The organism is Sphingomonas sp. PvP018 (genome assembly GCF_017876865.1).
GTDB lineage: Bacteria > Pseudomonadota > Alphaproteobacteria > Sphingomonadales > Sphingomonadaceae > Sphingomonas > Sphingomonas aerolata.
In genome coordinates this window covers 3243580-3259529 of the sequence record NZ_JAGIOU010000001.1, presented here as the reverse complement: position 1 = coordinate 3259529, position 15950 = coordinate 3243580, and the positions used below count along the sequence as shown (strand labels likewise).

16 protein-coding genes and 1 riboswitch are annotated in these 15950 nt (G+C 67.0%); of the genes, 2 read left to right on the top strand and 14 right to left on the bottom strand.

Annotated elements, in window-relative coordinates; translation table 11 throughout:
• Positions 1–11: 11 nt before the first annotated feature.
• From J3A66_RS14510 to J3A66_RS14490, 5 genes are all read right to left on the bottom strand, one after another.
• A complete protein-coding gene (locus J3A66_RS14510) occupies positions 12–1634 on the bottom strand; it encodes a M56 family metallopeptidase (RefSeq protein ID WP_209569664.1) in 1623 nt (540 codons plus the stop codon).
• On the bottom strand, positions 1631–1999 hold the full coding sequence (locus J3A66_RS14505) for a BlaI/MecI/CopY family transcriptional regulator (RefSeq protein WP_031395259.1): 369 nt from the start codon (positions 1997–1999) through the stop codon (positions 1631–1633). Before J3A66_RS14505 ends, J3A66_RS14510 begins: the two co-directional genes overlap by 4 nt.
• 351 nt (positions 2000–2350) lie before the next feature.
• A complete protein-coding gene (gene grxD / locus J3A66_RS14500) occupies positions 2351–2677 on the bottom strand; it encodes a Grx4 family monothiol glutaredoxin (protein ID WP_031395260.1) in 327 nt (108 codons plus the stop codon).
• Positions 2678–2687: 10 nt separating this feature from the next.
• Positions 2688–2918, bottom strand: a complete 231-nt coding sequence (locus tag J3A66_RS14495; RefSeq protein ID WP_031395261.1) for a BolA family transcriptional regulator — start codon at positions 2916–2918, stop codon at positions 2688–2690.
• Between the two features lie 4 nt (positions 2919–2922).
• Positions 2923–3246 (bottom strand): DUF1476 domain-containing protein, encoded by a 324-nt coding sequence (locus J3A66_RS14490; RefSeq protein WP_031395262.1) that lies wholly within the window; start codon positions 3244–3246, stop codon positions 2923–2925.
• Between the two features lie 150 nt (positions 3247–3396).
• On the opposite strand from J3A66_RS14490, the gene J3A66_RS14485 reads away from it, so the two are divergent.
• The gene (locus J3A66_RS14485) at positions 3397–3594 is read left to right on the top strand and encodes a hypothetical protein (protein ID WP_209569662.1); all 198 of its coding nucleotides are present in this window, start codon (positions 3397–3399) and stop codon (positions 3592–3594) included.
• Positions 3595–3618: 24 nt separating this feature from the next.
• On the opposite strand, the gene J3A66_RS14480 is transcribed toward J3A66_RS14485, so the two are convergent.
• The 9 genes from J3A66_RS14480 to J3A66_RS14445 form a co-directional block, all read right to left on the bottom strand.
• Positions 3619–4617: an NADPH:quinone oxidoreductase family protein gene (locus J3A66_RS14480; protein ID WP_031441615.1), complete on the bottom strand. Its 999-nt coding sequence runs from the start codon at positions 4615–4617 to the stop codon at positions 3619–3621.
• On the bottom strand, positions 4580–5209 hold the full coding sequence (gene leuD / locus J3A66_RS14475; RefSeq protein ID WP_031441614.1) for a 3-isopropylmalate dehydratase small subunit: 630 nt from the start codon (positions 5207–5209) through the stop codon (positions 4580–4582). The genes J3A66_RS14480 and leuD overlap by 38 nt, the downstream gene beginning before the upstream one ends.
• Positions 5206–5331, bottom strand: coding sequence for a hypothetical protein (locus J3A66_RS19470; protein WP_261362615.1), 126 nt, complete (start codon positions 5329–5331; stop codon positions 5206–5208). Before J3A66_RS19470 ends, leuD begins: the two co-directional genes overlap by 4 nt.
• A complete protein-coding gene (gene leuC, locus J3A66_RS14470; RefSeq protein WP_209569660.1) occupies positions 5328–6767 on the bottom strand; it encodes a 3-isopropylmalate dehydratase large subunit in 1440 nt (479 codons plus the stop codon). Before leuC ends, J3A66_RS19470 begins: the two co-directional genes overlap by 4 nt.
• Positions 6768–6893: 126 nt before the next feature.
• Positions 6894–7826: an FAD-dependent oxidoreductase gene (locus J3A66_RS14465; RefSeq protein ID WP_209569658.1), complete on the bottom strand. Its 933-nt coding sequence runs from the start codon at positions 7824–7826 to the stop codon at positions 6894–6896.
• Positions 7827–7935: 109 nt separating this feature from the next.
• Positions 7936–10248, bottom strand: a complete 2313-nt coding sequence (locus tag J3A66_RS14460) for a glycoside hydrolase family 127 protein (RefSeq protein ID WP_209569656.1) — start codon at positions 10246–10248, stop codon at positions 7936–7938.
• A 142-nt stretch (positions 10249–10390) separates the two neighbouring features.
• The gene (locus tag J3A66_RS14455) at positions 10391–10600 is read right to left on the bottom strand and encodes a hypothetical protein (RefSeq protein WP_166746187.1); all 210 of its coding nucleotides are present in this window, start codon (positions 10598–10600) and stop codon (positions 10391–10393) included.
• Between the two features lie 93 nt (positions 10601–10693).
• Entirely contained in the window at positions 10694–11266 is a 573-nt protein-coding gene (locus J3A66_RS14450; RefSeq protein WP_209569654.1) for an ankyrin repeat domain-containing protein, read from the bottom strand.
• A gap of 69 nt (positions 11267–11335) precedes the next feature.
• A complete protein-coding gene (locus J3A66_RS14445; protein ID WP_281064181.1) occupies positions 11336–13036 on the bottom strand; it encodes a catalase in 1701 nt (566 codons plus the stop codon).
• 218 nt (positions 13037–13254) lie between these two features.
• A riboswitch (cobalamin riboswitch) is annotated at positions 13255–13496 on the top strand.
• A gap of 167 nt (positions 13497–13663) precedes the next feature.
• Here J3A66_RS14445 and J3A66_RS14440 point away from each other — a divergent pair.
• On the top strand, positions 13664–15835 hold the full coding sequence (locus J3A66_RS14440; protein ID WP_209569652.1) for a TonB-dependent receptor: 2172 nt from the start codon (positions 13664–13666) through the stop codon (positions 15833–15835).
• Positions 15836–15950: the final 115 nt, after the last annotated feature.

Below are 15950 nucleotides of genomic sequence, written 5' to 3'. Positions count from 1 at the left end.
CAGAATGCAGCTCAATCCCGCTTGGCCATGTCGGCCTGAACCTCGGCCAGACCCTCGTCGATACCCGCAAGCGCCTCGCGGCGTTGCGCAGCGGTCATGTCGGCGTTCTTCTCGATCGACGCCCGCGCGATCTTCAGACTGGCGAGTGCGGAGGCATAGGCGCTCGCCTCGATCTCGCGGCTGTTGATCGCGGCGGTGGCGGCGTCGGCGGCGGCCTGTTCGATGCGATTGGTGCAGATGACCATCTTGCGCACGCCGCCTTCGGTCCGGTCGATCACATAGTGCTTGCCCGGCCCGTCCTTGCCATCGACGCAGGTGCGTTCGGTCACCTCGGGTACCATCCCCGACGCGACGATCGTGCTGCCCGGCTTCGCACGGATGACCCGCGTGCTGACGGTCTTGCCGTCGCGCGTGACGATCGTCGTGACCTGACGCGCGTCGGCGGGGCGTGCGGTAAGCGGCGCAGCGGGCGCGACAGGCGCCGCGGCTGCGACCGGGGTCAAGACTGGCAGAGGTGGCAGAGGTGGCAGGGGCGCCGCCGGGGCGACCGGCGCGACGCGGTCCTCGACACCGGCGCGGATCGCCGTGGCGGCCTTGGTGCCCGAAGCGGTCAGCGCGAGCCCCGTCGCGACCAGCAGGCCGACCGAGGCCGCCCCCGTCGCGATCCGGCCGCGTGAAATCCGAGAAGTCGTCAACATGCGCAATCTCCCTTTCAGATCGGTGATGGTGTGGAGGTGACACGCGGCCGAGACCGCGCCGCCATGCGCCGCCTTGACGATCGCGCAGGCATAGATGTGGCGGTCGACCGCGGACCTGCCCGCGAGCACGCGTGCGTCGTTGGCAAGCTCCTGGTCCGCGCGGAACCGGCGAAACGCATACCAGGCGACCGGGTTGAACCAGTGAAGCGCGAGCACGATCAACGCCACCCAGTTGGCGAACAGGTCGCCGCGCTGGTGATGGCCAATCTCGTGTGCCAGCGCCAATTCGCACTCGTCCGCGTCATAGCGATCCGCGAAATCACGCGGAAACGCGACGTAGCGGCGGACGAGACCGAAGGCGAGCGGACCCGGCGCCGCCGCGGTGGCGATCACGCGCACCCCGTCGCGGTCGTCGAGCCGGTCCGCGCTGTCGAGCATCCGCCGGCAGAACCGTCGATGCTGAAGCAGATGCCAGACGAGCAGCCCAAGCGCCCCGACCGCCCATGCGGCCCCCAGCGCGCTGCCGAGCCCGCCGCCGAACAGTCCCGCAAGGACAGCGCCGAACGACGGCTCCATCGCATCGGGTGTCGCGGCGGCCGTCGTTGCACCCGTCGTGGCGGCGGTTGCAGCGGGCGCGATCATGTAGACGCTGATCGTCTCGCCCGCGCGCGTAATGGGCGTCGCCGCCGCGTGCCACGTCTCGGGCATCGATGGCAGCACGAGCCGCAACACGGGCAGCGCCCAGAGCGCATAGGCGACCTGCGCCCCGAAGGCGCGGCGCACCGGCGCGCGGACCAGCAGCACGACGAGCATCAGCAGCGTCGATGCGATCAGCGCGTCGCTCGCCCAGCCCGCGAGCGCGGCCGTATCGATCGACGGGAGGGCGGCGGCGGGGCCGTCTCCGATCCCCCCGGAAAGGATTGGCCCCGCGCTCATGCCTTGAGATCCTTCAGCAACGCCTCGATCTCGGCAATGTCCTGCGCGGTCAGTTCGTCGCGTTCGGCAAGATGCGCGACCAGCGGCGTCAGCCTGCCGCCGAACAGCCGGTTCATCAGCCGCCGCGATTCGCCTGCCACATAATCGCCACGCGCGACGGTGGGACGATAAAGATAGCGCCGGCCATCCTCCTCATGCGTGATCGCCGATTTCGCGATCAGCCGCCCGAGCAGGGTCTTGACCGTGTTGGCACTCCAGCCGCGCGCCGGGTCGACGCGTTCGGCGACATCCTGCGCGCTCAGCGGGGATTCGTCCCACAGCACCTCCATGACGCTGTGCTCGGCATCACTGATCCGTTCGGCCACGACTCACTCCTAACTGACTACGCTTGTAATCAGCTCGTTTACGGTCGTAGTCAATGTCAGTTTCTTACGGTCGCGCGATCGACGCCGATGACCGTCCGTGTCGGGTTTCTTTACGATCAGCGGCCGGCGCTGCGGCCGATTAACCACCGAGACCGGGGAAAGTCCGCAACTCGGGCGAACTGGCACATCGCCTGCACCGTCTCATGCGTTACCGAGCGTTCAGCGCTTATGCAGGGTGGACGGGTCGCTGTCATTCAGGTCTCGCACCGGTCCACCCTCACCCGGTACCCTTCAAGCCCTGACCGAGCGGCGGCCAGATACCCCCGCTCGATCCAGAGCCTCGTCAAATACTCAGCCTGCCGCCTTCTGCGCGTCCAGAACCTGCTTCAGTTCGCCGCTCTCGTACATCTCCATCATGATGTCCGATCCGCCGAGAAATTCGCCGTCGACATAGAGCTGCGGGATCGTCGGCCAGTCCGAATAGGCCTTGATGCCCTGGCGGATGCCCTGGTCCTGCAGCACGTCGACGCTCTCGAACTCGACCTCGAGATGGTTGAGGATCGCGATCGCGCGGCTCGAAAACCCGCATTGCGGGAACAGCGGGCTGCCCTTCATGAAGAGTACCACGGGGTTGGCCTTCACCAGCGCATCGATGCGCGCGTGCGTGTCGTCAGTCATGTCGTCGTCCTTATGCAATCACGGTGGTCAGTTGCAGCGCATGGAGGACGCCGCCCATGCGGCCCCCCAGCGCGTCGTAAACGCTCTTGTGCTGCTTTACCCGGCTCAGCCCGGCAAAACTCGCGCTGGTCACGCGCGCAGCATAGTGATCGCCGTCCCCGGCCAGGTCGGTGATCTCGACCTCGGCATCAGGAATGGCGTCGCGAATCATCGTGCGGATATCGTCGGCGGTCATCGGCATTGGATTACTGGGCCTCCATCAATTGGCGACGTGCCTCGATCATCTGTGTCGCCAGCGCACGGCGCACCGTCGCCTCGTCATGGTCGAGACCTGCGGCGGTCATGTCACCGACCAGCTTGCGGACGACATCGTCGTCGCCCCCGCCTTCAAGATCGGCATGCACCAAGGCCGTCGCATAAGCGTCGCCCTCCTCGCGGGTCAGCCGCATCTCGGCCGCGGCCCATTGGCCCAGCAACCGATTGCGCCGCGCCGTGACACGGAATGCGAGTTCATCGTCGCGGGCAAATTTTGCCTCGAAAGATCGCTCGCGATCGTCAAAAGTCGTCATGGCGCACGTGTTCCCTCCGGCGTGTCGAGCTTAGCAGATAGGTAGCAGCCGACGGCTCCGCAATAATTTGGTGCGGCTCTGGAACAATGCCGGCACATCCATCATCTATAAGACAGTCACGTGACACAGGGCACGGGCATGGAGAGTAGAATGACTGGCCGCCATCCAAGGAGCATTTCGCCGCCGTCCGACACCGCCGTATCGCGTCACCCCGCAGCGCCGCCGATCGGTGCCGGTGGTGATGGTCGCGGTCGATTTCCTTCGATCGCGCATGGCATGGCACTCGGTGCGGCCGCATCCGCGATCCTGTGGATGGCGATCGTCATGACGATCTCGCGCCTGCTCTGAACCGGCACGGCGCGAGAGACATCATCAGCCGAGTTCGACGACCAGCTTCCCGATCGCGGCGCGTGCGGCCATCTTCGCGATCGCCTTGCCACCGTCCTCCAGCGCGAACCGCTCGGTCACCCGCGGCGCGATCTTGCCGTCGCGCCACAGCTCGAACAGAGTTTCGATATGCGCCTGGTTGGCCTTCGGGTCACGGGCAGCGAACGCACCCCAGAACACACCACACACGTCGCAGCTCTTGAGCAACGTCAGGTTGAGCGGCAGCCGCGGGATACCGGCGGGGAAGCCGACGACCAGATACCGTCCCTCCCAGGCGATCGAGCGCAGCGCGGGCTCGGCATAGTCCCCACCGACCGGATCGTAGATCACATCGGCACCCGCCTTGCCGACGGCTGCCTTGAACTGCTCGGCCAGCGCCTTGGACTGGTCCTTGTCGAACGGCGCGCGTGCATAGACGATCGTCTCGTCGGCACCCGCCGCACGCGCGGCGGCCGCCTTCTCCTCGGACGAGACAGCAGCGACGACCCGCGCACCGAACGCCTTGCCAAGCTCGATCGCCGCCAGCCCGACGCCGCCCGCCGCGCCCAGCACGAGCAACGTCTGCCCCGCTTTCAAATGCCCACGGTCGAGCAAGGCATGGATCGTCGTGCCATAGGTGAGGATCAGCGAAGCGCCCTCCGCAAAGTCGCGCCCCTCGGGCAGGCGGTACAGCTTGGCCGGGTCGGCAACGACCTTTTCGGACAGTCCGCCATGACCGAGCATCGCGATCGCCCGGTCGCCGACCGCCCAGCCCTCGACCCCGTCACCGACCTCGGCGACGATACCCGCGATTTCGCCGCCGGGTGCAAAGGGGCGTTCGGGCTTGAACTGATATTTGTCCTCGATGATCAGCACGTCGGGAAAGTTGATCGCGCAGGCCTTGACGGCGATCACGACCTGGCCCGGCGCGGCGACCGGATCAGGCAGTTCCGACAATATCAGAGTTTCAGGTCCGCCCGACGCCTTCGACAGCAATGCCCGCATAACCGCTTTCCCTCTCCAGAAAGGGGCGATGTTCGGCCACCGCCTCCTCGAATTTTGAAATCGCGGTATCTCTTGCCAGTGTCAGCCCGACCTCGTCCAGCCCCTCGATCAGGCATTGCCGGCGAAACGCGTCGAGATCGAAGACGAAGCGGTCCTGGAACGGCGTGGTGACGGTCATCGATTCGAGGTCGATCGTCACGCTGTCGGTCCGTGCAACCTCGATCAGCCGGTCGATCGCATCCTGCGGCAGGACGACGGCGATGATGCCGTTCTTGAACGCATTGCCCGAGAAGATGTCCGAGAAGCTCGGCGCGATCACCGCGGCGATGCCCATGTCGGCGAGCGCCCAGGCGGCATGCTCGCGGCTCGACCCACAGCCGAAATTGTCGCCCGCGATCAGGATCGGCGCGCCGGAATAGCGGGGATCGTCAAACACATTGTCCGGCTGCGCACGGACCGTCTCGAACGCGCCGCGCCCGAGCCCCGTCCGCGTGATCGTCTTCAGCCAATGCGCGGGGATGATCACGTCGGTATCGACGTTCTTCGCCCCCCAGGGATAGGCGCGCCCCGAAACCGTCGAGACGGGCTTCATCGCGGGCCGGTTTCGGCCGGGGCGACACGTCCGGTGCCCGGCAGCGTCCGCGCCGCCGCCATATAGGCTGCAACGCCACTCATCACCGCGCCGGCCATCAACAGCATCATCACACGCTTCATAACTCATGTCCCATCAGGTCGCGCACGTCGCTCAGCCGTCCCGTGACCGCGGCCGCGGCCGCCATCGCGGGCGAGACGAGATGCGTGCGCGCACCCGGCCCCTGCCGTCCGACGAAATTGCGGTTGCTCGTCGAGGCGCAACGCTCGCCCGGCGGCACCTTGTCCGGATTCATCGCCAGGCACATCGAGCAGCCTGGCTCGCGCCATTCGAAGCCCGCGCCGGTGAAGATCCGGTCGAGCCCCTCGGCCTCGGCCTGACGCTTCACGAGGCCGGATCCGGGGACCACCAGCGCGCGGACACCATCGGCGACCCGCCGACCGTTCGCGATCGCCGCAGCCGCGCGCAGATCCTCGATCCGGCTGTTCGTGCAGCTGCCGATGAAGACATGCTGGATCGCGACGTCCTGCATCGCGGTACCCGGCGTCAGCCCCATATACTCGAGCGACTTGCGCGCCGCCGCCTGCTTGGCGGGGTCGGCAAAGCTCATCGGGTCAGGGACATGGCCGGTGATCGGCACGACGTCCTCGGGACTGGTGCCCCAGGTCAGGCCCGGCGCGATATCGCTCGCCTGCAACAGGACCGTCTTGTCATAGGACGCCGCCGCATCACTCGGCAGCGTCCGCCACCAGGCCAGCGCGCGCTCCCACGCCTCGCCACTCGGCGCCATCGGCCGGCCCTTGATATAAGCAAACGTCGTCTCGTCGGGCGCGACGAGGCCAGCCCGCGCACCCGCCTCGATCGACATGTTGGCGACGGTCAGCCGCCCCTCGATCGACATCGCGCGGATCACGTCGCCGGTATATTCGATCACGTGACCGGTCCCGCCCGCGGCGCCGAGCCGCCCGACGATCGCGAGGATCACGTCCTTGGGGCTGACGCCGAAGCCCAGCGTGCCGTCGACGCGGACCTCCATCGTCTTCGACTGGCTCAGCAACAAAGTCTGCGTGGCGAGCACATGCTCGACCTCGCTGGTGCCGATCCCGAAGGCGAGCGCGCCGAGCGCACCATGCGCCGAGGTGTGGCTGTCGCCGCAGACCAGCGTCGATCCGGGCAGGGTGAAGCCAAGTTCGGGCCCGACGACATGCACGATCCCCTGCTGCACCGCGGTCGCGTCGATATAGTCGATCCCGAACGCGGTCGTGTTGCGGCGGAGCGCGTCAAGCTGCTGCGCGCTCTCAGGATCGGCGATCGGCAGCGGCACGCCCGCGGCGTCGACGCGTGCGGTCGTCGGCAGATTATGGTCGGGCACCGCCAGCGTCAGATCGGGCCGCCGCACCCGCCGTCCGGCGACGCGCAGGCCTTCGAAAGCCTGTGGGCTGGTCACCTCGTGAACAAGGTGGCGATCGATATAGATCAAGCAGGTGCCATCGTCGCGCCGTTCGACGACGTGCGATGCCCAGATCTTTTCGTAGAGGGTCTGCGGACGGGTGGCCATGCGGCCCCGTTAACCGATAATGCCTGCCACGCAAAGGTTCGCGGCAATTTTCATGCGTCGGACCATGGCCCGATCGCGTCGATGCGTGTCCCGCGTGACGACCGGGCGCGGCGCCGGGATCCATCGTTACGCGTCGGCCAGCATCCGCTCAGCAAGGCGTCGGCCGGATAGCCAGCCGCTCTCGATCCGCGGCGCCAGCAGCCAGTCGCCCGCCGCCCCGATCCGTTCGCCCGCATTCCACAGACAGCCGGACTCACCTGCCGCGGCTCGAGCGTAGCGCCAGCGATGGCCGACACGGACGATCGGCACGGGCAGCGCGTCGGGGCACTCCGCGGCGAGCGCCGCCTGCAGCTGATCGACCACCGTCTCCGCCGCGTCTTCCAGATGATCGCGGGACCAGTCTGGCGTCGCCTGGACGACCCAGGCCTCCGGACCATCGCGTCCCGGTTTCGCGCTGTTGCGCGCGGCCCAGCCGATGATGCCGCGATCCTTGAGTACGTCGTCGGAAATAGCGAGCGGCGTCTCGAACGCGAACATCGCCGTCCAGCAGGGCGCCGACCGACTGTTCGCTGCGACGCGCGCCATCGCCGCGTCATGCGGTGCGAGCAGTCCCGCCGCCTGTTCCGCAGGGATCGCGGCGACGACGCTGTCGAACAGCTCCGCTTCGCCCGGATCGACCTGCCATCCCGCCGTCGTCCTGCGCAGCGCGGTGACCTGGGTGTTCCAGCGGACGTCCGTCTGCGCTGCGAGATGCCCGACGATCGCGTTCATCCCCGGCGTCCCGACCCAGGCATCGGGCCCCGCCGCGGGCCAGCGCGCGACGACGCCCGCCGCCGCCCAGCCCTGCATCGCCGCCACGAAATCCGGGTCGCGCATCGTCAGATATTGCGCGCCATGGTCGAACGCGATCGTGCCGCCGGGCGTCTCGACCCGCCGCGTCGCCATGCGACCGCCCGCGCCGCGTCCCTTGTCGAACAGTGTCACCACGCAGCCGTCCTGCTGGAGTCGCAGCGCACAGCTGAGGCCGGCAATGCCGGCACCAATGATCGCAACCTTCATGACGTCTCCAATCGACGATCCGCGGGATGGCCCGATACCGCTCGCGGACCTAACCGACCAGCCGGAAATCCCCCGACTTTACCGTCCAAGCCTATTTCCGTCGTACCGGTCAGATCGTCTCGGATCGCATCGTCCGCACCGTATAGACCTCGACCCCCTGCCATGTGTCGGAGTCGAAGCGGACGCGAATTCTCGATTTGCCGCGCGTGGTCTCGGGCGGCAGCGGATAGGTCCGGATGTTGCGGGCGGCGGTGACGTCACCCGTGAGCTGCTCGCGCGCCAACGGCGTGCCGTCGACCGAGATCCGGAAATCCTTGTTGCGCTGCCCGCCGCCATATTCGACCTGCAGCGTCAGCGGCCCCGGCGCAACCGCCAGGTCGAATTCGAAATATCCGATGTTCACGTTGCGGCTGCGGTCGGCGACATGCGACACTGCCGCCGAGTTGCCGCTGTCGGCGAACGCATGGTCGACCTCGGGCTGCTGCTCACCCAGCCGGATCACATCGACCGTCCGCGCGGCCAGTGCCGCCCGCTCCTGCGACGCACGCGCCCAGGCGAGCTGCGCGGTCGGCCACTCGGCGGTACCGAACCGGCGGAAATAGACCGCGGTGCGGTTGTCATGCTGCGCGAAAAACGGTCGCAGCGTCAGGTCGCGCGGCTTGCCCTGCCCGCCCAGTCGATACCGGTGCAATCCACCCGCCGCCGCCAGAACCGGTTCCGCCCGATCGGTGACGAGCGCGGGGTCCGGCCCGTCGGACCGACGGTCCCCCGCGCCCATATCGGCCGCAAGGACCAGCGGGCCGCTGAGAAACGCGATCAGCCTTGGATCGTCGGGCATCGATTCGACGCGCACCGGCATGGGCAGCGACAAGGCAATCTGATCGCCCGCCTTGAGCCCGGTCAGCAGCAGATAGCCGCCGTCGCGCACGCCAGCCGTTCTGCCATTCACCTGCAACAGCGGCGCAGCGCACCAGCCGGGCACGCGGAGCGCCAGCGTCCGCGGCGCCGTCCTGACGGCGATCCGCACCGTGTCGCCAAGCGGGAATTGCGTATCGATGTCGAGTTTCGCCTCGGGGGCATCCAGCGTGGAGGCATAATAGAGGTTGATCGCAACCGCATCGCCGCGCTTCCAGTAGATGCTCTCGCCATGCTTCGAATGGCTTTCCATGCCCGACCCGACACAGCACCAGAAATCCTCGGTCGCGCTCGAATGCACGCGCCCCATGCCCGGCGCCAGCGCAGTAAAATAGGTGAACATCCCCGTGTCGGGGTGCTGCTGACTCATGATGTGGTTGAGATGCGCGCGCTCGTAAAAGTCGAAATAGCGCGCATCGCCGGTCCAGCCATAGAGATGCCGGGTCAGGCGCAGCATGTTGTAGCTGTTGCACGCCTCGCACGTCTGCTGGTCGAGCCGCTGGGCAAGCTTGCGCGGCTCGCCGAAATGCTCGTGGTCCGAGTTGCCGCCGATGACATAGCTGTGGTCGCGCGTCACGATCGTCCAGAACGACCGGGCGACCCTGGCATGGTCGGTATCGCCGGTCAGCTCATGCAGGCGCGCCTCCCCCACGATCTTCGGGATCTGGGTGTTGGCGTGGTGCCCCGCGAGGTCGTCGCGCGCGTCCCGGAGCGGGTCGACGATCGCGTGATGCCGCAGCCGTTCGGCGAGTGTCAGCCAGCGGCGATTGCCGGTCCGCCTGTACAGCTCGGCATAGGATTCGGTCAGCCCGCCATGCTCGGTCCGCAGGATGTCCTGGACCTGGACGTCGTTCAGTCCCTCCAGGATCGTGCCGAGATAGGTCCCAAGCCCGATCGCGACGGCCAGACCCTCTGCAACTCCGGCATGCCGGTGCGCGTCGAGCACGCCCGCCATGACCTTGTGATAGGTGTACAGCGGCACCCATCCTTCGTTCAGGCTGAACCCGGTCGACCGGATCTCCCGCTTGCGCAGTTCCTCGTACACGACCTTGCCATCGACGGTCTTGCCGTCGCGCTCGACGGTCGTCCCGCCGGCATAGCCATCCCCCTGCTTCAGTTGGATCGCCTTGAGTTCGGCGACGATATAGGCCGCGCGGTCACGGAATTGCTGATCCCCCGTCTGCGCATAGACCAGCGACAGCGCGCTGAGATAATGACCGAGCGAATGCCCGGCGATCCCGCGCGATTCCCATCCGCCATAGACTTCGCCCTTGGTCGGCAACCCTGCCCCGGCATGGAAATTGTGCAGCAGACGGTTCGCATCGAGTGACAGCAGATAGCGCTGGTTCGCCTGCACCGATGTCAGGAAGATCGACGGCCGCAACCGCACCTGCGACAGCGGAAAGGGGGTCGCCGCCGAGGGTGCACCCGTCGCCGCCAGGGCGAATGGCGGCACCGCACCCAGCGCAATCCCTGCGCCTAGCGCACCGCGACGCGTCCAACCCATGTCACTCTCCCAGCCACGTCTTCAGACACAGGCTATCGGCTTCACTTGTCGGAGTAAATCCCGGGACTGACATGGAGCTGACGGTGTGATGGTGATCATCAGTGCGCCGTGATCCAGACCCGGCCGAACCTACGCAAACGTCTCAGTCGCGCGGCGCACGAGCGATCACCGCCTGCGCGGCCCGGAGGCGGGCCTTCCAGATCTTGACCGACGGATGCCCGGCCGCGAGGCCGGCGAGCCGCCCCTCGATCTGGACGGCCTCGCGCTTGGCTGCGTCGAGCTCGGCGGCTGTCGGCGCAGGCTGGATATTGGCGCGCGCGTGTGCGCCGGTGCGTCCCTTGCTCTTGGTCATGGCCAACGCGATGGCCCCGGATGCCGCGCCGCGTCAATGCGGAACGGTAGCGACACGGCCCGCCGTGGCGCGCGGGACGCCCGAAGACTTGCTTTAGCGCTTCACGCGTTCCGCCATGGCAGCGTTCCCCTGCCCGGCCGCGACCGAACCTGCCGATCGTCCCGCCGCATCCTGGATCATCCGGTCCGCACCCGCCGCCAGCAACAGGTCGACCTGTGCCCGGCGATTGAACAGCGATGCCATCATCAGCGCGGTCTGCCCGGCGTGATTGCGGGCGTTCACGTCGCACCCTGCCTTCAGCAGCCGCGCCGCGATCGCATCCTCGCCCTTGAACGCGACACCCATCTGCGCGCTGTTGCCCTGGTCACGATCGGGGCGACAGGCGTCGGCGCCTTTGCCGATCAGCGCGTCGACCGTAGCAAGCTGTCCGTTATACGCCGCCAGGATCACGGGCGTGAAACCGCGCTCGTCATAGGCATTGATGTCGGCGCCGGCCTTGAGCAGCGGCTCGATCATGTCCGTCCGGCCGAGCCGCGCCGCCTCGAACAGCAGCTGCTGGCGACGCTCGGGTGATGGCAAGGCCGCGACCGCAGGAGGCGTCTGTCGCTCGGTCGCAGCGGCCTGTGGCCCAGCAGCGGCGAGCAGCGCGGCAAGATAAGTCAGCATCGTCGGTCTCATTCCTTGAAGTCTGTCACGGCAGGAGGCGCGCGCCGTGGCGCACCGCCTGCCCCGGGATCAGCGGGCGCTCTGGCCCGGGTTGGCGGCGCGATAGTCCGCCACCGCGCGCGACACGTCGGCGATCGGCACGTTCACCGCGGTTGCCAGGCGCGTGCCGAAGTCCTTGTCGGCCTGATAGAAGTAACTGACCATGATCGTCTTCGTCCGCGCCGACGTCACGACATTGAGATCACCCGCCAGGTTGGTGACCAGATCCGCCTTGTCCTGCAGCTTGAGCGCCCGGTAGAATTCGCCCGCCTGGGCAAAGTTGTTGGTCTTGGCGATCGGCTTCGCATCGACGGTCGCGTCGATGCCATAGGGCGCGGCGCGGAAGCGGGCATCGGTCGACTTTGCCGCGGTCGCCGCCGGGAAGTAATTCACGTCGGACGCGCGGTTGCTATGGTCGAGCTGGCCGTCCTGGTAATTGTTGACGACGCTCGCGAGCGGACGATTGACCGGCAACTGCATCGCATTGGCGCCGATGCGATAGCGCTGCGTGTCCGAATAGGAGAACAGCCGCCCCTGCAGCATCCGGTCCGGCGAAGCCTCGATCCCCGGCACGAGGTTGGCCGGTGCGAACGCCGACTGCTCGGTATAGTCGAAGAAGTTGGTCGGCACCTTGTTGAGCGTCATCTCGCCGATCTTGCGGAACGGCACGCCCAGCCATTCCTTGGTGTCGTCGAACGGATTATAGTCGAGCTTGGCGAACGCCGACGCCGACATCGTCTGCACCATCAGGTCCCAGACGGGGAAGTTGCCCTTGCCGATCTCGCCATAAAGATCGTCGGTCAGGTAGTTCCAGGTCGCGGTCGCGACCTGCGCGCCGTTCAGGTTGCGCACGCCCTGGCGGCTGATCCAGCGGAACTTGGCGAACATTGTTTCGCCCTTGGCATTCACCAGCTTGAAGGCATGGACGCCGTTGCCGTCCATCGTCCGGTAGGATGCCGGCGTACCGAGGTTCGAATAGACATGCGCGAGCATGTTGGTCGCCTCGGGCGTGGCCGAGAAGAAGTCGAAGAAGCGATTGGGGTCCTGCTTGTTCGTCACAGGCGAGGGCTTGAGCGCGTGGATCATATCCGGGAACTGGATCGCGTCACGGATGAAGAAGATCGGCAGGTTGTTGCCGACCAGATCCCAATTGCCCTGATCGGTATAGAATTTGGTCGCAAAGCCGCGCGGATCCCGCATGCCCTCGGGGCTGCCCGAGGGGTGGATCACGGTCGAGAAGCGGACGAACACGGGCGTCTGCTTGCCGGGCATGAACAGCGATGCACCGGTGATGCTCGAAATGTCCGCGGTCGCGGTGAACACGCCGTGGGCACCGGTTCCGCGGGCATGGACGACGCGCTCGGGCACGCGCTCCCGGTCGAAGCGTGCGAGCTTCTCGATCAGCGTCGTGTCCTCGAGCAGGACGGGGCCCAGGTCGCCCGCCGCCTTCGAGTGGCGGTTCTCGCCGATCGGCGCACCATTGTCGCGGGTCATCTGCGGCGCGGCGGCACTGGCTGAATCACCCTTGGCTTCGACAGTGCCGGCCACACCGGCCTGCGCCAGCGCGGGCTTGCCGGCGCTGGACGGAGCCGCCGCAGTCGTCATGCGGGTTTCCGCCTGCGTCTCGGCCGGTGCCACCGTCTGCGCGGCAACGGGCTGGATCATGGCACCCGCCGATGCCGCAGCCAGCAGCATCGCCGTCACAGCCTGACGGCTCTTCACGTTCTTCATCTCGATCCCTTAATCCTGCATGCCATCAGCGTGGCATCCCCGCACAGAGCGTGCGGCACCGCCGCCTCCTGATCGAGGACGCGCATCGCGCCAAACGGAGCTTCTGGATCACAGCAATCGAGCAGGACGATCGAGCCGCCATCGCGCCGCTCGCCGGACGATTGCCGAACGATCCTGACCGGGATAGACCGGCGCCGCTGACCTGTTCGATCCGAGCAGGACGGCATGATCGCGTCGGTGCCCCGAAAGGGGCTTAATAGGGAACGCGGTGAGGGTGGTTTGCCACCTGAAGCCGAGGCTGTCCCTGCAACTGTAAGCGGCGAGCGCGATGCATTTCGCTTCTTCCTGCAAAGGAAGGAGCAGCCACTGGGCCAGACGTTTCGTCATGAGGGCCTGGGAAGGCCGTGCATCGTGTGATGACCCGTGAGCCAGGAGACCTGCCGGCGTCTGGTCGCTCTTGCCTGGCCCAGGGGGTGGCCGCGGCACGGTACTCCGTCGAGCGACGACGTGTGCGGTGGGGACCGCACGGGCATGCGTGCCGGTCGCAATCGCGTCCGGCTGGCGCGGATGTCGGCCGTTCGCGGGAGGTCCCTGCCGGGTTCGCCAGACGCCCGGGGGATTACCGTAATGCCGTTCCTATTGTCTCGCCTCGCGCTCGCGGGGGCTATTCTGTCGCCTGTCCTCGCAGCACAAGTCCATGCGCAGTCCGCGCCGGATCCCGACACCAAGGACATCCTGGTCGTCGGACAGCATGCCCAGGACACGCTCACCACGCCGAATGCGACCGGCAGCCGCCTGGGCCTTACGCCGCTCGAGACCCCCGCGACGCTCTCGGTCATCGACGGCGCCACGATCCGCGCGCGCGGCGACCTGTCGGTGATCGACGCGACGAGCCGCGCACCGGGCATCAGCAATGCGGGCAATCCCGGCAATGGCGGTACCGCGCTCGCCGCGCGGGGCTTCAGCGGTCAGGGATCCGTGCTCCAGCTCATCGACGGCATCAGGCTGTTCCCGGCGGCCGGCACGATCACCTTTCCGACCGATCCGTGGATGGTCGAGCGGATCGACATCCTGAGCGGCCCGGCCTCGGTGCTCTACGGCCAGGGCGCACTGGGCGGCGCGGTGAATGTCGTGATGCGCAAACCCGATACGCAGCAGACGCACGTGGAGGGCGAGATCGGCTATGGCTCGCAGGACAGCTTCCATCTCGCGGCAGGCGCAGGGGGGCCGATCACCGAGCGCCTCTCTTACCGCATCGACGGCAGCTATCGCCGATCGGACGGCTATGTCGATCGCGGCCAGTCGCGCAGCCATGCCGTGTCGGGCACGCTGCGCTGGGCGCCGACCGACACGCTCGTCGTCACCGTGCGGGACGATTATGGCGACCAGAAGCCGATGCGCTATTTCGGCACACCGCTGATCGACGGTCGGCTCAACGACCGCATCCGGGAACGCAACTACAACACACGCGACGGCTCTATCCGATACCGCGACAACCGCACCAGCCTGCAGGTTGACTGGACGCCGAGCGATGCGGTCACCGTCAGCAACCAGGCCTATCGCCTCACCTCCAAACGCTCCTGGCTCAATCTCGAAACCTATTGCTGGATCGCCGCGGACGGCGTCTGCGCCAACGGCAGCGGCAACACCGGCACGCCGGGCGGCATCCTGCGCACCGACATGACCGGCATCGTCCACGATCAGACGCAATGGGGCGATCAGGGCAGCGTGACGCTCCGAACACAGATTGCCGATGGCGTCGGCAATGACCTTGTCATGGGCTTCGACGTCAACCTCATCAAACTGACCTACTCCCACAATTTCGGGTCTGACCCGCAGGTTTCGGAGGTCGATCCCTTCGCGTTCGATCCCGGTCTGATCATCGACACGCAAGGCATCGCACCGCGCTATCGCACGCGCACGACCGAATATGCGGTCTTTGCCGAGGACCGGCTGAAGCTCGGCACGCACGTCTCGATCGTCGGTGGCGTGCGCTACGAGCGCGACACGATACGCCGCTGGTCGATCGACTATCCGGGCGGCGCCGGCACCGAGACGTTCGTGCTCGACAAGCGGCTGCACAATCTGACCTGGCGGGTCGGAAGCGTCTATCAGCCTATCCCGACGGTGTCGCTCTATGCGCAATATGCCACCGGCGTGGACCCGCTGGGGACGCTGACGACCTATTCGACCGGGCAGGTGCAGTTCAGCAACGCGGTTGGCGATCAGGTCGAGGTCGGCGCGAAGGCCGTGTTCCTCGACGGTCGCGGCACCGCCACCCTCGCCGCCTACCGCATCGTCAAGAAGCGCCTGCTGGCGCAGCTGACCCCGACGAGCCCGGTCGAGCAGGTTGGCCAGCGATCGGCCAGGGGTATCGAGGCCGCGGTGTCGCTCGATCTGCCTTACGGTGTCGGGATCGATGCGAACGGCAGCATCCTCGACGCGACGTTCGACGACTTCGTCTCAGGCGGTATGCGCTTCGATGGCAATACCCCGCCGGACGTGCCCGAGGCGCTAGCCAACCTCTGGCTGCGCTGGAACGCGACGCGCGCGTTTCAGGCGCGCGCCGGCCTGCGCTACGTCGGGCCTCGTTATTCGGACAATGCGAACAGCTTCCACGTCCCCAGCTACACCACGATCGACGCCACGCTCTCCTATGCAGTGGCGCCACGGCTCGCGGTCGACATCCACGGCTACAACCTGTTCGACCGGGACTATGCGATCAGCACGTACAGCAATCAGCAATGGGTCCTCGGTCGTCCCCGCGCCGTCGACGTCTCGCTTCGCGTCGGCTTCTAGCGCGCCCCGTGACCGGCAGCCCGCGGGACGGGCCGCCGGCGATGTCGCCCCCCGGGAAAACCCCGGATAGCCGGTCGCGCGCGCGTCCGCCTAAGCCGCATAGCCACCCCATGAG